This is a genomic window from Roseateles sp. GW821-FHT09G09 (genome assembly GCF_059415965.1).
Genome location: NZ_JBWKOG010000006.1, coordinates 292,007 through 316,551 on the forward strand (window position 1 = coordinate 292,007; position 24,545 = coordinate 316,551).

Below are 24,545 nucleotides of genomic sequence, written 5' to 3' on the forward strand. Positions count from 1 at the left end.
CGCGACCCGCCACGATCGTCTGCGAGTGCCGACGCGACGCCGCCTTCCCATACTTTCGCGTTTCATGACTCTGGGCTGAATGAGATGGACGGACAAAGGCGGGGACGGTCGGCGGTGGACGCGCAGGCGGCGCCCAGGACCCGGGGGCCCCGGGGTGGCAAGCGCAGACGTCTCGAGGGGATGCCGGCGGACGAGGGCGAGCAGGGGCACGGCGAGGCGCCGGCTGGGCCGGTGGTCCCGCCCGACGAGGCGCCCACGCCGGACGGGCTCCTGCCGCTGGCCTGGGGCGCCGTTTCGACGATGACCTTCGCGGCGCTGGCCGCGAGCACCGTCGGTGCGGCGCGGCCACCGCTGCCGTCGGTGCTGCCATTCGCGGAGCAACGATCCCGGACCATGAAGTCCGGGGACACGGCGTCCCCGGGGGCGCAGATCCAGGCCAAGCCGGTCGAGGAAAAGCCCATCCAAGAGAAGCTCATCCAAGAGAAGCTCATCCAGGAAAAGCCCATCCAGGAAAGACAGATCCAGGAAAGACAGATCCAGGGAACGCGTTTGCAGGAGATGCCGGTCCAGGAGAGTGCGGTGTTGGAGACGAGGATTCAGGAAGCGCCGGTCCAGAAGGCCTCGGCGGCGGAGCAAGCCGCCGACGAAAACCTCGTGGAAGAGATCGCCGAGGACAGGATCGCTCGCGACGAGCGCGACGAGCGCGACGAGCGCGACGAGCGCGACGAGCGTGACGACGACATGGCGCTCGACATGGATCTCCCGCCTGCGGAGACCTTTGAGATCCAGCGCGTGCAGGCAGATACGCAGATCAGCGTCAGCGGGGATGCCACGACGTTTGACGATGCGCCCATGCCCCTGCGCCGCACCGCGCGTCATAGCGTGAAGGACGACATCGGCATGCGCCCCGAGGAGACGGCCGAGCGCCTCACCGCCGATGCGACGCTGCAGGTCCAGCGCGCCGACGAGCAGCACGGCAGCAGCGAATCGAGTGGTGGTCTCCCGCCGGCGATCCGGCCGGAGGGAATGACGGACGGGACTCACCCGGAAGCACTGGCTCGCCTGGTGGTCGTGCACGATCGTGGTCGGGTCGTCGGCCGGACGTGGACAGGCGATCTTGTCGACTTCGTGCTGACCGGACAGCCCGAAGTCCGCCTGCCCGGCGTGGAGGGCGGTCTGGTCTTGGAGATCAGCCGCATGTCCCGTGACGCCCAGGGGGCGATCCAGAGATCCCACGTCGACGTCGACGCGAGCACCGAGCTGATCCCTGCCGACCTGTTTGTCGAAGGGCCCCAGATTTTCGTCGTCGGGGCGCGGAACCCTGCTGATGCCGCGCCCCTGCGCCTGCTGCGCGTGGAACACGTCTGGCTGGACACGCAGCCGCCGCAAGCACCTACCTTCCGCCCGATTGCGCAGGAGGTCACCGATGCCCTGCTGTCAGTCTCCAACCTCGAAGATCACGCGCAGCTCCAGTACCGCGCCGGGGGCGCTTCCGACTGGGTGACCGCCCATGCCGGCAGCAACCTCAAGGGACCGGTGGAGGTCCGTCAGGTCGACCGCGCGGGCAATGCGGGCCCGGCTTCCGAGTTGCCCGCCCATCAGATGATCCACGTCCTGCAATCAGTCCCGCCGACGTTCTCCGACGCCGTCCTGTGAGGCGGTGAGCGTCCCGCGCGTGCCCAACCAGGCGCGGACCGGTCCGGCCAGCCACGCGCGGGCCGTGTCGGCCCGCTTCACCTGCAGATCGAGGAAGGCCACGCTGACCTGCTGGGCCGCGGTCATGCCGAGTTGCTGCTCGTGCAACTGCCGGTAGTCCGGCACCGCAGGGACCGGCGCCATGCGCGTCGGTCCTTCCTGGCCGCGTCCGCCACGGCCGCCGCCGCGTCGACCCTGAGGCTGCGATTGCGCCTGGTCCTCGGCGGCGCGGATGCGTTTCTGCTCGCGCTCCGTGTCCTCGGGGCGAGGCTCGTTGCCGCCGAGCGCGGCGTGCCGGACCTCGTTCACGCTGAGCAGCCAGCCGCGCTCCACCGGCATCGCGGCGAACGGTGCCTGGCGCCATGGCACCTCCCGCACGAGGCCGAGCACGTCGCTGTCGTCCGGGCCGGTCAGGCCGAGCACCGGCATCGCGATGTCCCGGTACCTCGCGGCGTCCGGCGGTCCGAAGACCTGCGGGCTGATCACGATCGCGGCCACCGGCTGCACGGACTTCAAGGCCAGCACCGATCCGTCGGGCTGCCGCTCGCCCGCCAGCGCCAGCGCCGTCTGCGCGCCGAGTTCATAACCCGCGATCACCGTCTTCGACCAGTCCAGGGCGCGCCATGGGACGTCGCCTGGGCCCTGGCCCTGGCTCTGGCCTTGGCCTTGGCGACCCAAGCGCTGCGCTTCGGCGAGCAGCTCGTCGAGCCGCGCCAACCGCTTGCGCATCTGCGCGTCGGCGTAGTGGCGCCGGCCCAGCTCGGTGAACTCCGCCGAACGCGCCAGGTCCGACGACCAGGCGCTCGCGTCGTCCTCCAGCGGCTGCAGCGACAGCACCGCATAACCGGCCGCTGCCCAGGCACGGCGCCAGCGGATGCCCGCGGTGTCCGATTCGCCCAGGCCCGGCAGGTACACCACCACCGGGCGCGGCGTCGCGCCCGCGCTGGCCGGCAGCGTCAGGCTCAGGCGCACGTCGTCGCCGCGCATCCGCCACAGGATCGGCCACGCCGTCACCGCCTCGCCCTGCGGCGCGTAGCCGCGGGCGGCGAACTCGCGCTGCAGCTGTTGTTCCTCGACGCGTGCCTTCGGCGGTCCGCCGCCGCAACCGGCGAGCAGCGCGGCCGCGACCAGCGCGGCGGCGCTTCCGAGGGCCAGGAAACCAGCGCGGGCGCGCGGGCGAGGGCGGGTCAATTCGATCATGGGCGGCGACGCTAAGCGGACGATGTAAAGCGGCGATTGCTGGGAGGGCGGTCAGGCCGGCGGGCAAGAAAAAGCGACCCCGGAGGGTCGCTCATCATCGCCGCAACGGACATCGTCGCGAGGTCCGCCTGCCGGCGCTCAATGCGCCGGCGCCGCCATCGGCGACAGGCCTTCCGGGATGTCCGCGTTGAAGCGCTGCAGCACGTGCCGGCTCATGCCCTTGGCGAGTTCCTCCTCGCCGTAGAACACGGTGCCGAGCTGCTCCTTGCGCAGCAGCTCGGATTCTTCCTCGCCATGGGTGCGCAGCACGATCTCGATGCCGGGGTTCAACTGCCTCGCCGTGTCGGCCATCTGCCGCGCCTTCATCGAGTCGGGCACCGCCACCACCAGCATCGCCGCATTGGCGATGTGGGCCTGGACCAGCACCATGGGCTCGCTCGCGTCGCCGCTGACCGCCGCCATGCCGCGCTTGCGCAGCGCCTCGACGGTCTCGCGGCCCTCGTCCGCGACGACGAAGGGGATGCCCTGCTCGGTCAGCGCGTCGGCGATGCGCCGCCCCACGCGGCCGTAGCCGACCAGGACGACCTGACCCTCCAGGAACTGGCGATCGGTCGTCTGCGGCAGCTCGGCGTAGGGGTCGTCGCGCGCCTCGAGCGCCCGCGCGAACGACGAGCGCGCCAGCACCCAGCGCTGCAGCGGCGCGATCATCGCGAACATCACCGGATTCAGCGCGATCGAGATCAGCGCCGCCGCCAGCACCAGGTTCATCCCGGCCTTGGGCAGCAAACCCAGTTGAACGCCCAGCCCCGCGAGGATGAAGCTGAATTCGCCGATCTGCGCCAGGCTGGCCGAGACCGTCATCGCCGTGTTCAGCGGATAGCGGAACACGATCACCAGCGCCGCCGCGGCGATCGCCTTGCCCAGCATCACGATCGCGACCACGCCCAGCAGGTGCAGCGGCTGGTCCACCAGGGTCATCGGGTCGAACAGCATGCCCACCGACACGAAGAACAGCACCGAGAACGAGTCCCGCAGCGGCAGCGATTCCTGCGCGGCGCGGTGGCTGTACTCGGATTCGCGCATCACAGTGCCGGCGAAGAAGGCGCCCAGCGCGAAGGACACGTGGAACAGCTCGGACGCGCCGTAGGCGATGCCGATCGCCACCGCGATGACCATCAGCGTGAACAGCTCGCGCGACCCCGTGCGCGCCACCTGCCACAGCATCCACGGCAGCACGCGCCGGCCCACGACCAGCATCAGCACGACGAACGCGGCCATCTGGGCCAGCGTCTCGGCGATGGTGCGCCACAGCGGCGCGTCGGCGGAGGCGCCCGGCGCGGCGTTGCCGCCCAGCACCGTGGACAGCGGCGGCAGCAGCACCAGGATCAGCACCGTGGCCAGGTCCTCGACCACCAGCCAGCCGACCGCGATGCGGCCATTCATGGATTCGAGCGAGCCCCGCGATTCCAGCGCCTTCAGCAGCACCACCGTGCTGGCGCAGGACAGCGTCAGTCCGAAGACCAGCGCCTGGCCCGCCGGCCAGCCCCACCACATCGCCAGGCCCATGCCCAGCGCCGTGGCGGCGGCCATCTGCACGACCGCGCCCGGCAGCGCGATGCGCTTGACCGCCATCAGGTCCTTCAGCGAGAAGTGCAGCCCGACGCCGAACATCAGCAGCATCACGCCGATCTCCGACAGTTGCGCGGCGATGCCCACATCCGCGACGAAGCCCGGCGTGGCCGGGCCGATGGCGATGCCCGCGAGCAGGTAACCCACCAGCGCCGGCAGCTTCAGCCGCTCGGCGATGAACCCCAGGATCAGCGCCAGGCCGAAGCCCGCCGCCAGCGTGGAAATCAGGGAGACGTTGTGTTCCATCAGTGCGCCGCTCCCGGACCGGCGACGGCGGCGAAGGCCTCGCGGTGACGGGGACCCTGCGCGAAGGCGCCCAGGGCGGCGGCGATCCGGCGTTCCGCGTCCGCCGCGTCGGGCAGCTCGGGGCCGTAGATCTCCATCCAGGTCTGGAAGACCGGATCGTTGTCATGGCGCTGGAGCAGCCGCACCGGCTGCGCCTCACGCGCCTGTTCGAAGGCGGCCAGCGCGGCCGTCAGCTGGTCCGCGTGGACGCGGTAGTAGACGTAGAGCTCGACCGGCGGGGTCGAGCGGGGGACAGGATGGATGGGGCGCGCGGCAGGGCGCGTCGGCGGCGATGCATTCATTCAGGTTCTCCAATGACGTAAGGCAGGGGACGCGGGGTCAGGACGGCGCCGGATGCGCTGCCCAGGTGCAGGGTGCCGGATTCGAGCGCGGCGAGCTTCACCTCGGCCAGCAGCAGCGGGCGGCCTTCCTGGCGGCCGAATCCGGCGACCAGACCCGCGGGCTGCTCCGGATCGGCGCTGTGGAAGATCTCCTGCCCGGGCGTGGCGTCGGCATCGCTGCCTTCCATCGCGAACAGGTGAGTGCGTCTTTTGATCGTGCCGCGGTACTGGCTGCGCGCCACGATCTCCTGGCCCGGGTAGCAGCCCTTCTGGAAGTTCACGCCGCCCAGCACTTCGAGGTTGAGCATCTGGGGCACGAACTGTTCCACCGTGCCCTGCCGGACCCAGGCCAGCCCGGCGGTCACGTCCAGGCCCTGCCATTCCTCGGGATCGACCACGGGCAGCGCCGGCGCGGGCGCGTCGGCGGGCTGCAGCAGCAGGAAGCGGGGCGTGAGCCCGTCGTCGGGCAGGCGCGTCGCCAGCGCCAGGCGGCCGTCGGCCAGCGCGAGGCGGCCGACCGACCAGACGTCCGCGGGGGCCGCCTCGGCGAGCCAGTCGCGGGCCTGCGCGCCGGACAGGCCCCAGACCGCCCAGGCCGCGCTGTCGTCGCTCAGCTTGCACTTGGCGCGCAGCACGAACATCGACAGCCGCTTGACGGTCGCCGGCAGCACGTCGGCCGGCAGGGCCAGCAGCACGGACTGGTCGTCCGGCTTGAGCGCCAGCAGGGTCGCGAGCAGGCGGCCCTTGGCCGAGCAATAGCCCGCCAGCCGGGCCTGTGCCGTCGTCTGCAGGGCCAGGTCTTGCGTCAGCTGGGTGTGCAGGAACTTGGCGGCTTCCTCGCCCTGGGCGCGGATCACGCCCCAGTCGGCGAGCCGGACGGCGCCCAGCGCCGAGGACGGCACGGGCGGCGGAGCGTGGTGGAGGTCTTCGATCATGGTCCGATTATCATCAGCCCCCGCATTTCACGAAGGGCACCGGGTCTTGTCACGCGCGAAAAACAGATCTCGCGGCACCGCGAGAAAGACGAAGAGGCAGTCGGGCCGCATCGGGCGCTGGTTGCTGTCCCTGCTGGTGGCGGGCGTGGTGCTGGTCGGCGGCGGCGCGGGCGCGGTCTGGTGGTGGCTGCAGGCGCCGCTGCTGCTGGAAAAGTCGGGGATCGAACTGTCGATCGAACCCGGCACGCCGCCACAGCAGGTCGCGTCCGCCTGGGTGGCGGCCGGGGTGCAGACGGATCCCCGTTTCCTCTACGCCTGGTTCCGGTATTCCGGGCAGGCGCGCAAGATCCGCGCCGGCAGCTACGAGATCCACGCCGGCGTCACTCCGCGCGAGCTGCTCGACAAGATGGTGCGCGGCGACCAGGTGCTGGAACAGCTGCGCCTGATCGAGGGCTGGAACTTCCGCCAGCTGCGCGCCGCGATCGCGGCCGCGCCGGCGCTGAAGCAGACCACCGCGTCGATGACGGATGAACAGATCATGGCCGCGCTGGGCGCGCCGGGACAGGCTCCGGAGGGGCGGTTCTTCCCCGATACCTACGCCTACAGCCTGGGCGTCAGCGACCTGACGGTGCTCAAGCGCGCGCACGCGCTGATGCAGAAACGGCTGGAGAGCGCCTGGTCCGGCCGCAGCGACGGCCTGCCGCTCAAGAGCGCGGACGAGGCGCTGGTCCTGGCGTCCATCGTCGAGAAGGAAACCGGCGCCGCCGCCGACCGCGGCCTGGTCGCGGCGGTGTTCGTCAACCGGCTCAAGGCCGGCATGCCGCTGCAGACCGATCCGACGGTGATCTACGGCCTGGGCACGGACTTCGACGGCAATCTGCGCAAGGTCCATCTGCAGACCGACACGCCGTTCAATACCTACACCCGCGGCGGCCTGCCGCCGACGCCGATCGCGATGCCGGGGCTGGCCGCGCTGCAGGCGACGCTGCATCCGACGCCGTCCAAGGCGCTGTACTTCGTGTCGCGCGGGGACGGCACCAGCCAGTTCAGCGAGGACCTGGCCGCGCATAATCGGGCGGTCAACAAGTACCAGCGCGGCCGCTGAAGCGACCGCGCTTCGCTTTTTGCGCTTGTTTTGCGCTTGTTCCATCTGCGCTTCTTCCATCCGGGTTCCGAGCGAGCCGAGAGAGCACCACGCGTGAGCGGTCGATTCATCACCTTCGAAGGCATCGACGGGGCGGGCAAGTCCACCCACATCGAGTCCGTCGCCCAACACCTGCGCCAGCGCGGCGCCGAACTGGTCCAGACCCGCGAGCCGGGCGGCACGCCGCTGGCCGAGTCGCTGCGCGGCCTGTTCCTGCACCAGGACATGGACGGCCTGACCGAGGCGCTGCTGGTCTTCGCCGCGCGCCGCGACCACGTGCAACGCGTCATCGCCCCGTCGCTGGCGCTGGGCCAGACGGTGCTGTGCGACCGCTTCACCGACGCGAGCTTCGCCTACCAGGGCGGCGGCCGCGGCATGGACGTCCAGGTGCTGGCCACGCTGGAGCAATGGGTGCAGCAGGGACGTCAGCCGGACCTGACCTTCTGGTTCGACGTGGATCCGGCCGTCGCCGCGCAGCGCCGGGCGCAGGCCCGGGACGCGGACCGGCTGGAGCAGCTGGATCTCGAGTTCTTCGCCCGCGTGCGGGCCGGTTATCAGCGCCGGGCCGAGGCGTCCCGGGGGCGCATCGTCCGCATCGATGCGGGCGACACGATCGAAGGCGTCGCGGGCCAGATCCGCGCCGAGCTGGAGCGCCGCGGATGGTGACCGACACCTCCCTGGACGCGGACGGCGCCGCCGCGCTGGCCGAAGGCGGCCGGCTGCCGTTGCCCTGGCTGGCCGGGCCCTTGCACCAGGCGCTGACGCAAGGCCGCAGCCATGCGCTGCTGCTGCAGGGGCCGGCCGGTGTCGGCCAGTTCGACCTGGCGCTGCTGCTGGCCCAGGCCTGGCTCTGCGAGGCACGCACCGCGAGCGACCAGCCCGGCTGCGGCCGCTGTGCCAGCTGCCACCTGTTGCGCTCGCGCTCGCATCCCGACTTCCAGGTCCTGCTGCCCGAGGCGCTGCGCGAGGCCCTGGGTTTCGGCGCGATGGAGGCGGAGGGCGAAGGCGTGTCCTCGGCCAAGGCCAGCAAAGCCAAGCCCAGCCGCGAGATCAAGATCGAGGCGGTCCGCCAGATGCTGTCCTTCGCGCAGGTCAGCGCGGCGCGGGGCAAGGCCAAGGTGGTGCTGGTGTATCCGGCGGAGGCGCTGAACACCGTGGCCGCCAACGCGCTGCTGAAGACCCTGGAGGAGCCGACCGGGCTGCTGCGCTTCGTGCTGGCGAGCGCCGCGCCGCAGCAACTGCTGCCGACCATCCGCAGCCGTTGCCAGCCGCTTCAGATGGCCTTGCCCGCGCGCGACGCGGCGCTGGCCTGGCTGACGGGGCAGGGCGTCGACCAGCCCGGCGTGCTGCTGGACGCCACCGGCGGCCGCCCGCAGGAGGCGCTGCAGTGGAGCGAGGAGGGCATCGCCGCCAGGACCTGGCTGGAGCTGCCGCGCCGCATCGCCAAGGGCGAGGCCGTGGCGTTGACCGACTGGCCGGTGCCGCGCGCGATCGCGGCGATGCAGCGCCTGGTCCACGACCTGATGCGCATCGCCCACGGCGCGGGCCCCGCCTACTTCCCGCGCGACGCGCTGCCCAAGCTGCCGGCGGTGCGCACGGCGCTGGACCAGTGGGCGAGGACGCTGCAGCAGGCGGCGCGGCACGCCGACCATCCGCTCAACGCCGGTCTGCTGATGGAGTCGCTGGTGGCCCAGGGGCAACAGGCGATGCGGCCGGCACGCTGATCCACGCGGTAACCAAGTCTGACCTCGGGGCGCGGCGAGTAGACTTGCCGCCATGAGCGAACTCACCCTGAAACCGATGAGCACCACGCCCCCCGCGTCCGCCCCCGTCCCGGCTCCCGCCGGCGGTGCCCGCCCCAGCGTGATCCAGCTGGTCTTCAAGGAGAAGGGCGCGCTCTACGCGGCCTACATCCCGATCTTCTCGGAAGGCGGCGTCTTCGTCCCGACGACGCGCGACTACAAGCTGGGCGAGGACATCTACCTGCTGATGACGCTGCCCGAGGATCCCAACCGCTATCCGGTCGCCGGCAAGGTGGCCTGGCTGACGCCGGCCAACGCGTCGGGCGGCCGCACGCAGGGCGTCGGCGTGCGTTTCCCGGGCGACGAGAAGACGCGCGTGATCAAGCTCAAGATCGAGGAACTGCTGGGAACGGCAATTTCTTCGGCCAAGCCTACCCAGACGATCTAGACGGTGTACATCGATTCCCATTGCCACCTGAGCTTCCCCGAGCTCAAGTCCCAGCTCCCCGACCTGCTCGCCGCGATGGACGCGGCCAAGGTGACGCAGGCCGTCTGCATCTGCACGACGATGGAGGAGTTCCCCGAGGTCCGGGCCATCGCGGACGCGCATCGGCAGCTGTTCGCGACCGTCGGCGTCCATCCGGACAGCGACGAGGTCCATGAGCCCAGCGTCGACGAGCTGGTCGCCGGCGCCGCGCATCCCAAGGTCGTCGCCATCGGCGAGACCGGGCTGGACTATTACCGCCTGAACGGCCGGACCGTCGAGGACATGGAATGGCAGCGGGAACGCTTCCGCAACCACATCCGCGCCGCGAAGCGGACGGCCAAACCGCTGGTGATCCACACCCGCTCGGCGGCCGAGGACACCCTGCGCCTGATGCGCGAGGAGGACGCCGGCCAGCCTGGCGGCGTGGTGCACTGCTTCACCGAAACCATGGACGTGGCCAGGGCGGCGCTGGACCAGGGCTTCCACATCTCCTTCTCCGGGATCGTGACCTTCAAGAACGCGGCCGATCTGCGGGAAGTCGCGAAGATCGTTCCGGAGGACCGCCTCCTGATCGAGACCGACAGCCCCTATCTGGCGCCGGTGCCTTACCGCGGCAAGCTGAACCAGCCGGCCTATGTCCCTCACGTGGCCAAGCTGATCGCCGAGCTCCGCGGCGTGTCCGTGGAGACGCTGGCCGCGCAGTGCACGGCGAACACGCGGCGGCTGTTCCAGCTGCCGGAGGCCGCCTGACATGGCCGGCCGTTCGCCTCGGACAGCTTTGGACGGCGTGAGCGACTTGAGGGGCCTGAGCGACCTGAGGGGCCCGAGGGGTCTGAAGGCCCGGGCGATCTTCGCTGTGGGCGGTGCGGTCGCCGGCCTGATGTTGGCGGCGATGCCCGCCGGGCCGGCCCTGGCCCAGGGGCGATTCGGATCGCAGGCGCCGACGCCGGCGTCCGCGACCGCGGCGGCGCCGGAATTGCATGTCGCCGCCCGCAACGACCACGCCGCCACGGTGATGAAGCTGCTGCTGGCGGGCGTCGATCCCAACGTCCGCGATGCGCAGGGCAACACGGCCCTGCACGTGGCGATCCGCGAAGAGTCCGGCAAGGCCTTCGAGACCCTGCTGAAGAGTCCCGGCACCGACGTCAGCGCGATCAACCAGGCCGGCGAGACGCCGCTGATGCTCGCGGCGCTCAAAGGCCAGCTGGATTGGGTGAAGGAACTCGTCAAGCGCGGCGCCTTCGTGAACGAGCCCGGCTGGTCCGCGCTGCACTACGCGGCCGCGGGACCGAACGAGCAGGTGGTGCGCTGGCTGGTGGCGCAGGGCGCCGACATCGACGCCCGGTCGGCCAATGGCACGACGCCGCTGATGATGGCGGCTGGTTACGGCGGTCTCAGCGGCGCCGAGGTGCTGATCGCCGCCGGCGCCGACGTCACGCTGAGCAACGACCACAAGATGACGGCGGCCGACTTCGCCCGCCGCGCGGGGCAGGACGAGATGGCCGAGAAGCTCGACAAGCTGGCCCAGGCGCGGCATCCGTCACGCCCGCGCGCGTCGCCGTGAGGCGGCTGCTGGCAACCCCCTAGGAATCTGTCTGACACGCGGTTTGGCCCGCCGCCCACTGTCGGCGGACCGGGTCGGTCCCTACAGTTCATTCCATGCCGACACGGTGTCGGCGACGCCCTCAGGCCCTCGCAGGCTGGTCCTCGCGAACTGCCCTCGGAACGAACTGAATCCCCCTGGAGACCGACATGCAGACCACGACCCAAGACTTCGCCGCCAACCCGTTCGCGATGCTGCTCGATCCCGAGCGCGTCGCCCACGAAGTGGCCGCCTCCGAGCGTCTGGCCCGCCTGCGCAGCCGCATCTACCGCCCGCTGGACAAGCCGCTGATCGCGCACCGCGGCGCCGACGACCAGGCCGCTTTCGATGAGGAAGTCGACGCCGCCGAGCTGTCCGAAGCTGACCTGCTGCCGCTGGATGACGAACCGTCCGCCGGTGCCATGCTGAGCGCCTGATCGCTGCCGCGGCAAGCAACACGCCGTCGCGCGCGTCGAGCGCGTTTTGTCAGCCCCGTCTGACTTGCGCTTCCGACAGCCGACTACACCCGCCGCCCCGCGATCTCCCTAGCATGACGCTCATCAAGGTCGCCGTATCGTGTGACCGAGCCCCACAGCCCTCCTGGAGACTGTCATGCGTCGCCGCCCCCGCGTCCTCACCGTCCACGCCGCCGACGCCTTGCCTGTTGCGCGTGCTGAGCGAGTTGAGCGAGTCGAGCGTTTCGTACGAGCTTCCGCCGAGAGCCGCCAGCGATTGATGGCGGCGCTCAGCCTGCCGGTCCTGGCGGTCGGCGTGCTGCTGGCGCTGGGCGGATGCACGACGATGGACGGCCGGTCCGGTCCGGACGGCACCAACGCTTCGGCCGGGACCGCCCCGGGCGCAGCGCCGTCGGCCATCGGCGGCAATGTCTGGACATCGCGGATGGAAGAACGCCGTCAGGCCCTGGCCCAGATGGGCGCCGGGGCAGGCATCAGCGTTGCCCGTACCGCGGACAACCAACTCAAGCTGAGCGTGCCTGCCGATGCGACCTTCGACATCGGTCGTTCCGAACTGAAGCCGGCCCTGCGACCGATGCTCGATGAAGTCAGTCGCAACCTGGACGACACCGTGCGCGTCACCATCGTGGGTCACACCGACAGTTCGGCGGGCGACGCGGTCAACGGCCCCTTGTCGCTGGATCGAGCGGAAGCGGTGCGTGAATACCTGGTCCATCACGGCGTCCGGCGTGGCCGATTGCTCGTGGAGGGCCGCGGCGGTCGGCAGCCGGTGGCCAGCAACGCCACTGAGGCCGGGCGGGCTGCCAATCGTCGGATCGAGATTTTCCTGTCGCAACCCGCGTCCTAAGTTGTTCTCAAGAACGGGAGTTGAGCCATGAATGCTTTCTGCCCCCGCAACGTCCTCCGTGCCGCGTTGATGCCGGCGACCCTCTCGCTGGCTTCGCTCGTCCAGGCGGCGCCCGCCGTCGACGCGACGCCCAGTTCGCTCGATGACCCTGTCGAGCTCTCCGGTCGGAGCCTGTCGGAGCGCGCGCGCCAGCCCGCCTTGCGCGATGCGTCTTCGGGTTCCCGCTACACGGTGACCCAGAGCGCCGCTGAACCGCTGGCCACTGCCAACCAGTCCGCGGGAGCTGCCGGCTGGTACGGTCGCGCGCCGCATGCGACACAGACGATGGTCTGGGCCAAGCCGCTGTCCGGCAGTGGGTTGCGGCTGGGGGTGGGTGTCGAGCAACGCGGTGCCGCATTCGGCGGTGGGCTGTATGCGACGCCCTATCAGAACCTGCGTCCCGGCGCGGCCGGGGACGCCGGCGTGCTGGTCGGGCTGGCGATGCCGACCGGTCCCCGATCCCATGCCTTTGTCCAGACGCCGCTGGTCGATGCGCAGCGCGCGCAGATCGACGACCTCAATGTGCCGGGACTCAACAACCGGGATCAGCGCCAAGTGCGCGTCGGCCTGACCTTCAACAGCCGCAAGGCCTACGCGGACCTCCGCAAGGGCTTCAAGATGGAACTCAGCGGGCAGTCGTCGCTGACCTTCCGCCCCCGGGGCGGGCGCGTCGGGGTGACCTTCCAGAAGATCTGGTGAGGCGGGCCGCGGCAGCGGCGCTCCCACTCCTCCTCACGAAAGCCGGCGCGAGCCGGCTTTTTCATTGGTGCGGGTCGGTGTGCGGTCCTCGATGGAGGGACGTCCTCGCCGCCGCGATGCCCGCAAGGGGGCGGTAGGTCCTCTCCTACAGCGCATCGGTTGCGGCTCCGACGCGGGCTCGCGGTGCGGGACTGCCCCAGGCGGACCGGCCAGTCCCTAAAGTTCATTCCATCGCGGCACGGTGCCGCGCAGGAGAACCGAGATGCTGCACTACGCCGTCGTCTTTTTCGTCATTGCCTTGATCGCCGCGCTGTTCGGTTTTGGTGGCATCGCCGCCGGCGCCGCGAGCATCGCGAAGATCCTCTTCTTCGTCTTCGTGATCATGGCCGTCGTCACCTTCGTGATGAGCCTGTTGCGAAAGTGACGTTGCCGGATTTCCCGTCGATCGCCTCACTGCCTCCCTCCAAAAACAAGCAAAGGATGACCATGAACAAGCCCGCAACCACCGCCCTGATTGCTGCTGCCCTGAGCCTGTGCGCCGGCATGGCGCAAGCCGCCAACTTCTCCAAGTCGGTCTACGACGGCGCGAAGGACGACATCAAGAAGACCTACAAGGTCGACAAGGATGCGTGCGACCAGCTGTCGGGCAATGCCAAGGACATCTGCGTCAAGGAGGCCAAGGGCCGCGAGGATGTGGCGCTGGCCCAGCTGGAATACAACTACAGCGGCAACGCCAAGGATGAGGCCAAGCTGATCGAGGCCCGCTACGAAGCCCGTTACGACGTGGCCAAGGAGCGTTGCGACGACCGTTCGGGCGAAGCCAAGGACGTGTGCCAGCGCGAGGCCAAGACCGCTTACGAGAAGGCGAAGGCCGAACTCAAGATGAACAAGAAGGTGGCTGCGGCCGTCGATGACGCGGAAGAGACCCGTGTGAAGGCCGACTACAAGCTGGCCTCCGAGAAGTGCAACACGCTGTCCGGCGATGCCAAGGACGTCTGCGTGAACTCGGCCAAGGCGCGCTACAACCAGCGCTGATCGGTCGAAGACGTTTCATCCCCGGCGGGAGGCCCGTTCGACGCCATGTCGCTCGTGCCTGACGTTGAACCGGCGGATCCGGGTCGACAACTCGAACATTGCCCGGATCCCCCTGTCGACACCCATTGGAACGGCGCCCCACAGGGCGCCGTTTTTCTTTGGTTCGCCGAAGGCCGGGAGGACGTCGTGCGCTCGGTCAAGAACCGTCGCCTCTGGGCGCCGGCTCGGTCGCAGCACCCTCCAATGGCGATGCGGCTGTCGAGTGTGCGCTGGTGGGCAGGGCGGCGAGGTCGTCGGCGGACCACACCGGCGCGGTGAGGATCAACGCACTGGCGCCCGCGGCCACGACAATGCACAGCACCGTGCCGAGGTAGCGCGAGATGCGCCGGCTCTGCGTCGGGATCTCATTGATCATGGGCGGACTCCGGGCCGATGCGCCGGTCGACCAGGGCGCCGAACAGCAGGGGTGTCGCGCCGGCGGACAAGGCCGGACGAGCCAGCCAGTCGGCGAGCAGGCGGATCAGGAAGAAGGGTCGTGTCATCAAGGAACTCCGAGGGTCAGGCTTCAAGGTGAAGCGAAACACCGATGGTCGGAATTCCTCGAGTCGGGGCCTATGACCTTTCTTGGTGGCACATGACAACCCACTAGCAGATTCAAGGGGGTTGACCTGCTGACTTGCGTGGTCAGGCCAGGTCGGCCTTGTCCAGTCCGAAGGCCTTGTCCTGCGAGCCTGGCACGGTCTGGAACGCGACGTTGAGGCGGTTCCACGCGTTGATCGACGACACCAGCCAGGTCAGGTCGCACAGTTCCTTGTCGCTGAACTGTTCCCGGGCTTCGGCATAGGCGGCATCGGACACGCCGGCTTCGGGCAGGCGCGTGAGCGTCTCGGTCCAGCGCAGCGCGGCGCGCTCGCGGACCGAGAACAGCGGCGACTCCCGCCAGATCGCGACATGGTGCAGGCGCAGCGGGCGCTCGCCGCCGATGACGGCCTGCTTGACGTGCATGTCCAGGCAGAACGCGCAGCCGTTGAGCTGGGAGGCGCGGATCTCGACCAGGACCTGCAGGCCGTGCTCGAGGCCGCTCTCCTTCAAGGTCATGGACAGCTCGACCAGCTTCTTGAAGGCGGCGGCCGACTGTTGCATGTAGTTCAGACGTTGGCTCATGGGGGCTCCGTGATGAGGAAAGACAGTGAAGGGGGTATCCACAAGACGGCGCAGCCTCCGCACTTGTGACATCGCCTTGCGCCCAAGCCGGGGAGCCGCCTCGCTAAACTGGTCGGTGCCCGCCCAAGAAGGCCTTGAACACTTCCCGCGCCGTGACAGCACCTTCCTCACCGACTTCCCCAGCTTCCGGCACCACGCCGGCCCCCAGGACCAGCGTCTTCCGCCACCCCGGCTTCACGGCGTTCCTGATCTGCCGCCTTGCGGCGGTCTTCGCCGGACAGATCCAGGCGGTGGTCGTGGCCTGGCAGGTGTACGACCTGACGCGCGAGCCGTTGGCGCTGGCCTACGTCGGCCTGGCGCAGTTCATCCCGATGCTGCTGCTCCTGTTGCCGGCCGGCGACCTGATCGACCGCTTCAGCCGCAAGCCGATCCTGGCGATCAGCTGGGGCGTGAGCGCAGGCTGCAGCCTGGCGCTGTGGTGGCTGTCCGGTCACGGCCATGCGGGCGTGGCCGGGATCTATGCCGTGCTGGTGGTCTTCGGATGCTCGCGCGCCTTCTCCGGACCGGCGCTGCAGAGCTTGCTGCCGCAGATCGTGCCGCGAGAACAATTGGCCCAGGCGATTGCCGCCAACAGCATGCTGCTGCGCGTGGCCAGCATCGGCGGCCCGTTCCTGGGCGGGCTCCTGTACGGCTTCGGCGGATCAGGCCTGACCTACCTGGTCTGCCTGGCCTGTTTCGCGTTGGGCACCGCGCTGCTGGTCGGCGCCGTGCCGGTACGCTTCGCCGCGCCGCCTTCGCCCGCGGGCGGAAACATCTGGCAGCGTTTCGGCGCCGGCATCCACTTCATCCGGTCGCGGCCCATCATCCTCGGCACGATCTCGCTGGACCTGTTCGCGGTCCTGCTGGGCGGGGTCGTCGCGCTGCTGCCGATCTATACCCATGAAGTGCTGCATGCCGGTCCGGAGGGGCTCGGCGCATTGCGCAGCGCCATGGCCGTGGGCGAAGTCACCGCCGGCTTCTACTTGAGCCTGCGGCCCTTCAACCGGCACGTCGGCAAGGCGATGTTCGCGGCGGTGGCGGTGTTCGGCCTGGCCAATCTGGTGTTCTCGCTGTCGACGACCTTCTGGCTGTCCTTCGCGGCGCTGGCGATCGCCGGCGCGGCGGACATGGTCAGCGTCTACATCCGCGGCGCGCTGGTGCAGTTCTCGACGCCCGATGAGATGCGCGGCCGGGTCAATGCGGTGAACATGCTCTTCATCGGATCGTCCAACGAGCTGGGCGAGTTCCGCGCCGGCAGTGCGGCGGCGGCACTGGGCGCGGTGCCCGCAGCCGTGACGGGCGCGGTGTGCACGCTGGGGGTCGTCGCGGCCTGGGCGGCCTTGTTCAAGCCGCTGCGCACGGTCGACCGCTTCGAGGAAGCGACGCCGGCCGTCACGCGCTGATTCCGCGACTCCCCAAAAAAAGAGCCGCGCCGGCCGTGAGGCGCAGCGCGGCAACAGGGAGGATGCAGGGAGGTTTCGGCAAACGGCGAACCTGCCTTGTGACCATGGCGGCGTCCGCCGCGGCGGTGGGGCGGATCAGTGGTTGTTGCGGCCGCGCACGGCGGGCGGCAGGTAGTCCTTGCCGACCATGGCGCGGGCAAACAGATAGTTGTTGCGCGCCCGGGCAGGCAGGCTGTCGAGGTCGACGTGGCCTTGCTGATCGCAAGGGAAGGACATGGCACGTCCGGCGTCGAAGAGGGATTCGAAACGGATCTCGAACTGCGACGCAGCGGCGTCAACGGCAATCTGGAGGCTCATTTGGGTTCTCCTGCTGAGTTCCTTTGCTTTGACTATCGGCGCTGGGCCGTCCGCTTCCCATCAGTGCAGCGCGGTGCGTCGTGTCGGTGCTGGGAGGTGGGTCATGTGCGACGTCGTCCTACAGCCTGTGGGCACAACGGTCATGCGTCGGAGGCCGTTGACGGCCCGGTCAAGGATCGCCCTCGACTTCACACAGGTTTGCAGGGGCGGCCGGGCCCGGCGATTGCTGTGGGACAGCACCTACAGTGCGTTGCGGTGGCCGCCGCTTCGCCGCTGGAGCACCGACGGCGACGATGCCGTCATCGCAACCTGATCCCCCTGCGGTTCGAGGTCACCATGGACGACAACATGCTCATGCTGATGACGTTGGCCACCTGCACTGCCACTGCGTTGGCGGTGCGCATGTGGCAGTGGCTCGATGAACTGCCGCGGGATCACTCCCAGGAGGACCTTCCATGAGCGCCCGACCCCCTCTGCCACCCGAGCATCCCGCCGACGCGTCCACGGTCGATCCTTCCGTCGAACGTCAGGCGAGTGAAGACCAGCCGTTGAGCCAGTCCGCCTTCATCTGCGGCGAGGTGACCTACCGGACCGGTGACGGTCCGATGATGGCCATCCGTCCCGGCGCCGTGAAGGTCGAGATCAACGAGCACGACGTGACCCTGGGCTGGGAGGAGGGCGATTCCCGGCTGAGCGCCCTCATGCCTCGCAGCGAGTACGCCCGCTTCATCGGCACCGGGGCGATCAAGCCCGTGGTGACGCACCGTCCGGATGAGGCCGGCACTGCCGGGGAGGCCTCGAGCGCGCAGCCAGAACTGGACAAGGCGCAAGGCAAGACCGGGCATTGAGCCCGACGCACGCCCGGGTGCCGTGTCCGCCCGCGCGATACGGTCGCGCAATGAAAAACGCCTCGGGAAACCGAGGCGTTGTCGTTTGGGATCGTTGGGGCCGTGGGGGCTGCCGGCACGCTCAGTCGCGATCGCCGCCGAAGATGCCCAGCAGTTGCAGCAGCGCGGTGAACACGTTGTAGAGGTCCAGGTAGATGTTGAGCGTCGCGCTGATGTAGTTGGTCTCGCCGCCGTCGATGACGCGCTTGACGTCGACCAGCATGAAGGCCGAGAAGATGCCCAGCACGGCGACCAGCAGCGCCAGGTGCACGCCGGTGGACTGCAGGAAGACGTTGGCGATGCCGGCGATCATCGCGATCACGGCGCCGACGAACAGGAACTTCTGCAGGCCGGAGAGGTCGCGCTTGACGACGGTCGCGAGCGAGGCCATCGCGAAGAAGATGCCGGCGGTGCCGCCGAAGGCCGTCATGATCAGCGTGCCGCCGTTCTTGAAGCCCAGGATCGTGGCCAGCAGGCGCGACAGCATCAGGCCCATGAAGAAGGTGAAGGCCAGCAGCGAGGCGACGCCGGCGGCGGAGTTCTTGGTCTTCTCGACCAGGAACATCAGGCCGAACGCGCCGACGAAGAACAGGATCATGCTCGCGCCGGTCCCCATGGCGGCGAGGAACCCGGTGCTCACGCCGATCCAGGCGCCGAGCACGGTCGGGATCAGCGACAGCGCCAGCAGGGCGTAGGTGTTGCGCAGGACGCGCTGGCGGTCGGTGGAGAGCGAAGAGCCGTAGCCGCCGGGGTGGAGGTCGATGATGCGGTCGTTCATGTGCGTGCGCCCCATGAAGTGGGAGTTGCAGTCATTGTAGGCGCGGGCCTTAAGGCTTCGTTAAAGTGGTCTTCCTTCCTTCAATGATTCCGACGAGGCCGCAGATGAAACAGAAGCCCTTCCTGACCCTGGACGACGTCAAGCGCATCGCCGCCGCCGCGGAAGCCGAAGCGCTCAAGAACAACTGGCCCGTCACCATCGCCATCGTCGACGACGGCGGCCATCTGCTGTGGCTGCAACGTCTGGACAACGCCGCGGCCACCTCGGCCGTGATCGCGCCCGCCAAGGCCCGGACCGCTGCGCTCGGCCGCCGGGAATCCAAGGTCTACGAGGACATCGTCAACAACGGTCGCAACGCGTTCCTCAGCGTGCCGCTGGACGGCATGCTCGAAGGCGGCGTGCCGGTGATGGCCGAGGGGTTCTGCGTCGGCGCGGTCGGCGTCAGCGGCGTGAAGTCGAACGAAGATGCGCAGGTGGCCAAGGCCGGCATCGCGGCGCTGGGGTGAGCGCAGGCGCATGACGGGCCCATGACCCGTTTGCGCAAATCTTCTCCGTGAATACCCTGGCGGGTTATACTCGTCAGGTTTACCCGCAACCTACCGCGTCCCGCAAACTTCACCCCCGATCGCATCGGATCCCCCTCGGATCGACTCCCTCACAGGAGACCCGGTCGCACCCGCGCGCCAGCCGTCCATGGCGCGTGCCGGCGGCGAATCCAGGGCCCTGAAGCAGAGCCGGGCGCGCGCACAACAACGGAGTTTCCCGTGCTGCCCGATCTGCTTTCCGCTCCCCCCGCGATTCTTGCCCTGGCAGACGGCACGGTCTTCAAGGGTTCCGCGCTCGGCGCCGCCGGCCGGACCGTTGGTGAGGTGGTGTTCAACACCGCGCTCACCGGCTACCAAGAAATCCTCACCGACCCCAGCTACTGCCGCCAGATCGTCACCCTGACGTATCCGCACATCGGCAACTATGGCGTCAATGACGAGGACGTCGAGGCGTCGAAGATCTTTGCCGCAGGCCTGATCATCAAGGAGGCGCCGGTCCTCGACTCGAACTTCCGCAAGGGCCGCACGCTGCGCCAGTACCTGAAGGACGAGGGCACCGTCGCCATCGCCGACCTGGACACGCGTCGCCTGACGCGCGTGCTGCGCGAGAAGGGCGCCCAGAACGGCTGCATCCTGGCACTGGGCGCGGGCGAGCAGATCACCCAGGCGCACATCGACGAAGCCATCGCGCTGGCTAAGGGCGCGCCCAGCATGGCCGGCCTGGACCTGGCGAAGGTGGTCAGCCGCACCGAGCGCGAAGTCTGGACCGAGACCGAGTGGACGCTCGGCAAGGGCTACGGCGAGCAGACCTCGCCGAAGTTCCACGTCGTCGCCTACGACTTCGGCGTCAAGAGCAACATCCTGCGCATGCTGGCCTCGCGCGGTTGCAGCATCACCGTGGTGCCGGCGCAGACGCCGGCCTCGGCGGTCTTCGACCTCGAGCCGGATGGCGTGTTCCTGTCCAACGGCCCCGGGGATCCGGAGCCTTGCGACTACGCGATCAAGGCCACCGCGCAGTTGATCGAGGCCGGCATCCCGACCTTCGGCATCTGCCTGGGCCACCAGATCATGGCGCTGGCCTCCGGCGCGAAGACCTTCAAGATGAAGTTCGGCCACCACGGCGCGAACCATCCGGTGAAGGACCTCGACAACGGCCGCGTCAGCATCACCAGCCAGAACCACGGTTTCGCGGTCGATCCCGACACGCTGCCGTCCAACCTGCGCGCCACGCACGTCAGCCTGTTCGACGGCACGCTGCAGGGCCTGGCCCGCACCGACAAGCCCGCGTTCTGCTTCCAGGGTCACCCGGAAGCGAGCCCCGGCCCGCACGACATTTCGTATCTGTTCGACCGCTTCATCGGTCTGATGTCCAAGGCCTGATGAAGAGGGAGACGACTCATGCCCAAGCGTTCTGATATCAAAAGCATCCTCATCATCGGCGCCGGCCCGATCATCATCGGTCAGGCCTGCGAGTTCGACTACTCGGGCGCCCAGGCCTGCAAGGCGTTGCGCGAGGAGGGCTACAAGGTCATCCTGGTGAACAGCAACCCGGCGACGATCATGACGGACCCGGACACCGCGGACGTCACCTACATCGAACCGATCACCTGGCAGATGGTCGAGAAGATCATCGCCAAGGAGCGTCCCGACGCGATCCTGCCGACGATGGGCGGCCAGACCGCGCTGAACTGCGCGCTGGACCTGCACAAGCACGGCGTGCTGGACAAGTACCAGGTCGAGATGATCGGTGCCAACGAGCACGCCATCGAGAAGGCCGAGGACCGTCTGAAGTTCAAGGACGCGATGACCAAGATCGGGCTGGGCTCGGCCCGCTCGGGCATCGCGCATTCGCTGGAAGAGGCTTGGTCGGTGCAGAAGCGCATCCACGCCGAGATCGGCGGCGACGGCTTCCCGATGGTGATCCGTCCCAGCTTCACGCTGGGCGGCACCGGCGGCGGCATCGCCTACAACCCGGAGGAGTTCGAGGAGATCTGCAAGCGCGGCCTCGACCTCTCGCCGACGAACGAGCTGCTCATCGAGGAGTCGCTGATCGGCTGGAAGGAATACGAGATGGAAGTGGTCCGCGACAAGGCGGACAACTGCATCATCGTGTGCTCGATCGAGAACCTGGATCCGATGGGCATCCACACCGGCGACTCGATCACCGTGGCCCCGGCGCAGACGCTGACCGACAAGGAATACCAGCTGCTGCGCAACGCCTCGATCGCGATCCTGCGCGAGATCGGCGTCGACACCGGCGGCTCCAACGTGCAGTTCTCGATCAACCCGGTCGACGGCCGCATGGTCGTGATCGAGATGAACCCGCGCGTGTCGCGCTCGTCGGCGCTGGCCTCGAAGGCCACCGGCTTCCCGATCGCCAAGATCGCCGCGAAGCTGGCCGTCGGCTACACGCTCGACGAACTGAAGAACGACATCACCGGCGGCATCACGCCGGCCTCGTTCGAGCCCAGCATCGACTACGTCGTCACCAAGATCCCGCGTTTCGCCTTCGAGAAGTTCCCGATGGCCGACTCGCGCCTGACGACGCAGATGAAGTCGGTCGGCGAAGTGATGGCCATGGGTCGCAACTTCCAGGAATCGTTCCAGAAGGCGCTGCGTGGCCTGGAGACCGGCATCGACGGCCTGTCCGAGATCAGCACCGACCGCGAGGAGATCGTGCAGGAGATCGGCGAGCCCGGTCCGTCGCGCATCCTGTTCCTGGGCGACGCCTTCCGCATCGGCATGACGCTGGACGAGGTCTTCGAGGAAACGAAGATCGATCCGTGGTTCCTCGCCCAGATCGAGCAGCTGATCAAGATCGAGCTGTCGCTGGCCGGCCGCACGCTGGCCTCGCTCAGCGTCGACGAGCTGCGCCTGCTGAAGAAGAAGGGCTTCTCGGACAAGCGGCTGGCCAAGCTGCTGGGCACCAACCAGCACGAGGTGCGCAAGACGCGTCACGCGCTGAACGTGCGCCCGGTCTACAAGCGTGTCGACACCTGCGCAGCCGAGTTCGCGACCCAGACGGCCTACATGTACTCCACGTACGACGAGGAGTGCGAGGCCAACCCGATCGACAAGAAGAAGATCATGGTGCTGGGCGGCGGTCCGAACCGCATCGGCCAGGGCATCGAGTTCGACTACTGCTGCGTCCATGCTGCCCTCGCGATGCGCGAGGACGGCTACGAGACCATCATGGTCAACTGCAATCCCGAGACGGTCTCGACCGACTACGACACCTCGGACCGCCTGTACTTCGAGCCGGTGACGCTCGAGGACGTGCTGGAGATCGTGGCCAAGGAGAAGCCGGTCGGCGTGATCGTGCAGTACGGCGGCCAGACGCCGCTGAAGCTGGCGCTGGACCTGGAGGCCAACGGCGTGCCGATCATCGGCACCTCGCCGGACTCGATCGACATGGCCGAGGACCGTGAGCGCTTCCAGAAGCTGCTGCATGAGCTGGGCCTGAAGCAGCCGCCCAACCGCACGGCGCGCAACGAAGACCAGGCCGTCGCGCTGGCCAACGAGATCGGCTACCCGCTGGTGGTGCGTCCCAGCTACGTGCTGGGCGGCCGCGCGATGGAGATCGTCCACGGCGACAAGGACCTCGAGCGCTACATGCGCGAGGCCGTGCGCGTCAGCGAGAAGTCGCCGGTGCTGCTGGACCGCTTCCTGGAGGACGCGGTCGAGGTCGACGTCGACTGCATCTGCGACGGCGAAGACACGATGATGGGCGGCATCATGGAGCACATCGAGGCCGCCGGCATCCACTCCGGCGACTCGGCCTGCTCGCTGCCGCCGTACACGCTGTCCAAGGAGCTGCAGGACGAACTGCGTCGCCAGACCGCGGAGATGGCCAAGGCGCTGAAGGTCGTCGGCCTGATGAACGTGCAGTTCGCGATCCAGGGCGACGTCACGAAGGGCCTGTCCGAGAACACGGTCTACGTGCTCGAGGTGAACCCGCGCGCGTCCCGCACGGTGCCGTTCGTGTCCAAGGCAACCAGCCAGCCGCTGGCCAAGATCGCCGCGCGCTGCATGGCCGGGGTCAAGCTCAAGGACCAGAGGGCCGCCGGCGGCAAGCCGCCGGTCGAGATCCAGCCGCCGTATTTCAGCGTCAAGGAAGCCGTCTTCCCGTTCAACAAGTTCCCCGGCGTGGATCCGATCCTCAGCCCTGAAATGCGTTCGACCGGCGAAGTCATGGGCGCCGGCCGGACCTTCGGCGAAGCGATGCTGAAGAGCCAGCTGGGCGCGGGCTCGCGTCTGCCGCGCCAGGGCAACGTCCTGATCACCGTCAAGAACAACGACAAGGACCGCGCCGTGGCGTTGGCGCGTGATCTGGCGGCGCTGGGCTTCGGCGTGGTGGCCACCAAGGGCACGGCCGCGGCCATCGAGGCGGCCGGGGTGCCTGTGCGCGTGGTCAACAAGGTCAAGGACGGTCGCCCGCACATCGTCGACATGATCAAGGGCGGCGACATCCAGCTGGTGTTCACGACCGTCGACGAGACCCGCACGGCGATCGCCGACAGCCGTCACATCCGCCAGGCGGCGCTGGCCAACCGGGTGACCTACTACACGACGATGGCCGGCTGCGAGGCCGCCGTCGAAGGCATGAAGCACAAGGACGGCCTGCTGGTGCAATCGCTGCAGGAACTGCACGCGGAACTGCATTAAACTGGCTCCATCCCATTCCGCCGCCGCTGCTCAGCGATCCTGAGCGGCAGCGGCGGTTTGTTTTGTTACTCAAGGTTCTAGAGACATGGCCACGACGATTCCATTGACCAAGCGCGGCGCTGAGAAGCTCAAGGAAGAACTGCATCGGCTGAAGACGGTCGAGCGGCACGCCGTGATCAACGCGATCTCCGAAGCCCGCGCGCAAGGCGACCTGTCGGAGAACGCCGAGTACGAGGCAGCCAAGGACAAGCAGGGCTTCATCGAGGGCCGCATCCTGGAGATCGAAGGCAAGCTGTCGTCGGCGCAGGTGATCGATCCGTCGTCGGTGAATGCCGGCGGCAAGGTCGTGTTCGGCACGACGGTGGACCTGGAAGAGGAAGAGTCCGGCAACGAGGTCACCTACCAGATCGTCGGCGATGACGAAGCCGATCTGAAGCAGGGCCTGATCTCGATCAGCTCCCCGATCGCGCGCGCGCTGATCGGCAAGGAAGCCGGCGACGTCGCGGAAGTGGTGGCGCCCGGCGGCATCAAGCGCTACGAGATCGTCGACGTCCGCTACATCTGAGGCGCC

At 68.6% G+C, this 24,545-nt stretch carries 28 protein-coding genes; 19 read left to right on the plus strand and 9 right to left on the minus strand.

Annotated elements, in window-relative coordinates; translation table 11 throughout:
• The first annotated feature begins 180 nt into the window (after nucleotides 1-180).
• Nucleotides 181-1,656, plus strand: a complete 1,476-nt coding sequence (locus AC07O8_RS17995) for a hypothetical protein (RefSeq protein ID WP_495049337.1) — start codon at nucleotides 181-183, stop codon at nucleotides 1,654-1,656.
• On the opposite strand, the gene AC07O8_RS18000 is transcribed toward AC07O8_RS17995, so the two are convergent.
• The 4 genes from AC07O8_RS18000 to ygfZ form a co-directional block, all read right to left on the minus strand.
• Nucleotides 1,621-2,895: an alpha/beta hydrolase gene (locus AC07O8_RS18000; RefSeq protein ID WP_495049338.1), complete on the minus strand. Its 1,275-nt coding sequence runs from the start codon at nucleotides 2,893-2,895 to the stop codon at nucleotides 1,621-1,623. The two genes, AC07O8_RS17995 and AC07O8_RS18000, sit on opposite strands and share 36 nt — an antisense overlap.
• Before the next feature lie 138 nt (nucleotides 2,896-3,033).
• A complete protein-coding gene (locus tag AC07O8_RS18005; RefSeq protein ID WP_495049339.1) occupies nucleotides 3,034-4,770 on the minus strand; it encodes a cation:proton antiporter domain-containing protein in 1,737 nt (578 codons plus the stop codon).
• Nucleotides 4,770-5,111 carry a DUF4936 family protein gene (locus AC07O8_RS18010; RefSeq protein WP_495049340.1) on the minus strand — a complete coding sequence of 114 codons (342 nt, stop codon included), beginning with the start codon at nucleotides 5,109-5,111 and terminating at the stop codon, nucleotides 4,770-4,772. Before AC07O8_RS18010 ends, AC07O8_RS18005 begins: the two co-directional genes overlap by 1 nt.
• Entirely contained in the window at nucleotides 5,108-6,085 is a 978-nt protein-coding gene (gene ygfZ, locus AC07O8_RS18015; RefSeq protein WP_495049341.1) for a CAF17-like 4Fe-4S cluster assembly/insertion protein YgfZ, read from the minus strand. The genes AC07O8_RS18010 and ygfZ overlap by 4 nt, the downstream gene beginning before the upstream one ends.
• 121 nt (nucleotides 6,086-6,206) lie before the next feature.
• Here ygfZ and mltG point away from each other — a divergent pair, with 121 nt between their 5' ends.
• The 11 genes from mltG to AC07O8_RS18070 all read left to right on the plus strand — a co-directional run bounded on the left by mltG (nucleotide 6,207) and on the right by AC07O8_RS18070 (nucleotide 14,136).
• A complete protein-coding gene (mltG, locus tag AC07O8_RS18020; RefSeq protein ID WP_495049342.1) occupies nucleotides 6,207-7,190 on the plus strand; it encodes an endolytic transglycosylase MltG in 984 nt (327 codons plus the stop codon).
• 93 nt (nucleotides 7,191-7,283) lie between these two features.
• Nucleotides 7,284-7,895, plus strand: a complete 612-nt coding sequence (gene tmk / locus AC07O8_RS18025) for a dTMP kinase (RefSeq protein WP_495049343.1) — start codon at nucleotides 7,284-7,286, stop codon at nucleotides 7,893-7,895.
• Nucleotides 7,889-8,953, plus strand: coding sequence for a DNA polymerase III delta subunit-related protein (locus tag AC07O8_RS18030; protein WP_495049344.1), 1,065 nt, complete (start codon nucleotides 7,889-7,891; stop codon nucleotides 8,951-8,953). The genes tmk and AC07O8_RS18030 overlap by 7 nt, the downstream gene beginning before the upstream one ends.
• A 76-nt stretch (nucleotides 8,954-9,029) precedes the next feature.
• Nucleotides 9,030-9,419 (plus strand): PilZ domain-containing protein, encoded by a 390-nt coding sequence (locus AC07O8_RS18035; protein ID WP_088407064.1) that lies wholly within the window; start codon nucleotides 9,030-9,032, stop codon nucleotides 9,417-9,419.
• A gap of 3 nt (nucleotides 9,420-9,422) precedes the next feature.
• Complete coding sequence (locus tag AC07O8_RS18040; RefSeq protein ID WP_495049345.1) at nucleotides 9,423-10,208, plus strand: TatD family hydrolase; 786 nt, start codon at nucleotides 9,423-9,425, stop codon at nucleotides 10,206-10,208.
• A 37-nt stretch (nucleotides 10,209-10,245) separates the two neighbouring features.
• The gene (locus AC07O8_RS18045; RefSeq protein ID WP_495049346.1) at nucleotides 10,246-11,022 is read left to right on the plus strand and encodes an ankyrin repeat domain-containing protein; all 777 of its coding nucleotides are present in this window, start codon (nucleotides 10,246-10,248) and stop codon (nucleotides 11,020-11,022) included.
• 188 nt (nucleotides 11,023-11,210) lie between these two features.
• Entirely contained in the window at nucleotides 11,211-11,477 is a 267-nt protein-coding gene (locus AC07O8_RS18050; protein WP_495049347.1) for a hypothetical protein, read from the plus strand.
• A 175-nt stretch (nucleotides 11,478-11,652) separates the two neighbouring features.
• Nucleotides 11,653-12,363 carry an OmpA family protein gene (locus AC07O8_RS18055; RefSeq protein ID WP_495049348.1) on the plus strand — a complete coding sequence of 237 codons (711 nt, stop codon included), beginning with the start codon at nucleotides 11,653-11,655 and terminating at the stop codon, nucleotides 12,361-12,363.
• Between the two features lie 27 nt (nucleotides 12,364-12,390).
• Nucleotides 12,391-13,101: a hypothetical protein gene (locus tag AC07O8_RS18060; protein WP_495049349.1), complete on the plus strand. Its 711-nt coding sequence runs from the start codon at nucleotides 12,391-12,393 to the stop codon at nucleotides 13,099-13,101.
• Between the two features lie 262 nt (nucleotides 13,102-13,363).
• Nucleotides 13,364-13,525 carry a DUF1328 domain-containing protein gene (locus tag AC07O8_RS18065; RefSeq protein WP_067270282.1) on the plus strand — a complete coding sequence of 54 codons (162 nt, stop codon included), beginning with the start codon at nucleotides 13,364-13,366 and terminating at the stop codon, nucleotides 13,523-13,525.
• A 62-nt stretch (nucleotides 13,526-13,587) separates the two neighbouring features.
• Nucleotides 13,588-14,136 (plus strand): hypothetical protein, encoded by a 549-nt coding sequence (locus AC07O8_RS18070; protein ID WP_495049350.1) that lies wholly within the window; start codon nucleotides 13,588-13,590, stop codon nucleotides 14,134-14,136.
• A 196-nt stretch (nucleotides 14,137-14,332) separates the two neighbouring features.
• Here the strand turns inward: AC07O8_RS18070 and AC07O8_RS18075 are convergent, their stop codons facing one another.
• The 3 genes from AC07O8_RS18075 to AC07O8_RS18085 form a co-directional block, all read right to left on the minus strand.
• Nucleotides 14,333-14,551 (minus strand): hypothetical protein, encoded by a 219-nt coding sequence (locus AC07O8_RS18075; RefSeq protein WP_495049351.1) that lies wholly within the window; start codon nucleotides 14,549-14,551, stop codon nucleotides 14,333-14,335.
• Nucleotides 14,541-14,678, minus strand: a complete 138-nt coding sequence (locus AC07O8_RS18080; RefSeq protein WP_495049352.1) for a hypothetical protein — start codon at nucleotides 14,676-14,678, stop codon at nucleotides 14,541-14,543. The genes AC07O8_RS18075 and AC07O8_RS18080 overlap by 11 nt, the downstream gene beginning before the upstream one ends.
• A gap of 142 nt (nucleotides 14,679-14,820) precedes the next feature.
• Nucleotides 14,821-15,300, minus strand: a complete 480-nt coding sequence (locus AC07O8_RS18085; RefSeq protein WP_495049353.1) for a carboxymuconolactone decarboxylase family protein — start codon at nucleotides 15,298-15,300, stop codon at nucleotides 14,821-14,823.
• Nucleotides 15,301-15,452: 152 nt separating this feature from the next.
• On the opposite strand from AC07O8_RS18085, the gene AC07O8_RS18090 reads away from it, so the two are divergent.
• Nucleotides 15,453-16,742, plus strand: coding sequence for an MFS transporter (locus AC07O8_RS18090; RefSeq protein WP_495049354.1), 1,290 nt, complete (start codon nucleotides 15,453-15,455; stop codon nucleotides 16,740-16,742).
• A gap of 135 nt (nucleotides 16,743-16,877) precedes the next feature.
• Here AC07O8_RS18090 and AC07O8_RS18095 read toward each other — a convergent pair whose 3' ends face one another.
• Nucleotides 16,878-17,099: a hypothetical protein gene (locus AC07O8_RS18095; RefSeq protein ID WP_495049355.1), complete on the minus strand. Its 222-nt coding sequence runs from the start codon at nucleotides 17,097-17,099 to the stop codon at nucleotides 16,878-16,880.
• Between the two features lie 255 nt (nucleotides 17,100-17,354).
• Between AC07O8_RS18095 and AC07O8_RS18100 the strand changes: the two genes are divergently transcribed.
• Together AC07O8_RS18100 and AC07O8_RS18105 are read left to right on the plus strand one after the other, a co-directional pair.
• Complete coding sequence (locus AC07O8_RS18100; RefSeq protein ID WP_495049356.1) at nucleotides 17,355-17,558, plus strand: hypothetical protein; 204 nt, start codon at nucleotides 17,355-17,357, stop codon at nucleotides 17,556-17,558.
• Complete coding sequence (locus AC07O8_RS18105) at nucleotides 17,555-17,947, plus strand: hypothetical protein (protein ID WP_495049357.1); 393 nt, start codon at nucleotides 17,555-17,557, stop codon at nucleotides 17,945-17,947. The genes AC07O8_RS18100 and AC07O8_RS18105 overlap by 4 nt, the downstream gene beginning before the upstream one ends.
• A 121-nt stretch (nucleotides 17,948-18,068) precedes the next feature.
• Here the strand turns inward: AC07O8_RS18105 and AC07O8_RS18110 are convergent, their stop codons facing one another.
• Nucleotides 18,069-18,764: a Bax inhibitor-1/YccA family protein gene (locus tag AC07O8_RS18110; protein WP_495049358.1), complete on the minus strand. Its 696-nt coding sequence runs from the start codon at nucleotides 18,762-18,764 to the stop codon at nucleotides 18,069-18,071.
• A 104-nt stretch (nucleotides 18,765-18,868) separates the two neighbouring features.
• On the opposite strand from AC07O8_RS18110, the gene AC07O8_RS18115 reads away from it, so the two are divergent.
• From AC07O8_RS18115 to greA, 4 genes are all read left to right on the plus strand, one after another.
• Nucleotides 18,869-19,270: a GlcG/HbpS family heme-binding protein gene (locus tag AC07O8_RS18115; protein ID WP_495049359.1), complete on the plus strand. Its 402-nt coding sequence runs from the start codon at nucleotides 18,869-18,871 to the stop codon at nucleotides 19,268-19,270.
• A 258-nt stretch (nucleotides 19,271-19,528) separates the two neighbouring features.
• Nucleotides 19,529-20,689: a glutamine-hydrolyzing carbamoyl-phosphate synthase small subunit gene (gene carA, locus AC07O8_RS18120; RefSeq protein WP_495049360.1), complete on the plus strand. Its 1,161-nt coding sequence runs from the start codon at nucleotides 19,529-19,531 to the stop codon at nucleotides 20,687-20,689.
• Nucleotides 20,690-20,707: 18 nt separating this feature from the next.
• Nucleotides 20,708-23,974: a carbamoyl-phosphate synthase large subunit gene (gene carB, locus AC07O8_RS18125; protein ID WP_495049361.1), complete on the plus strand. Its 3,267-nt coding sequence runs from the start codon at nucleotides 20,708-20,710 to the stop codon at nucleotides 23,972-23,974.
• Nucleotides 23,975-24,059: 85 nt separating this feature from the next.
• Nucleotides 24,060-24,539 (plus strand): transcription elongation factor GreA, encoded by a 480-nt coding sequence (gene greA, locus AC07O8_RS18130; protein WP_088406621.1) that lies wholly within the window; start codon nucleotides 24,060-24,062, stop codon nucleotides 24,537-24,539.
• Nucleotides 24,540-24,545 lie beyond the last annotated feature (6 nt).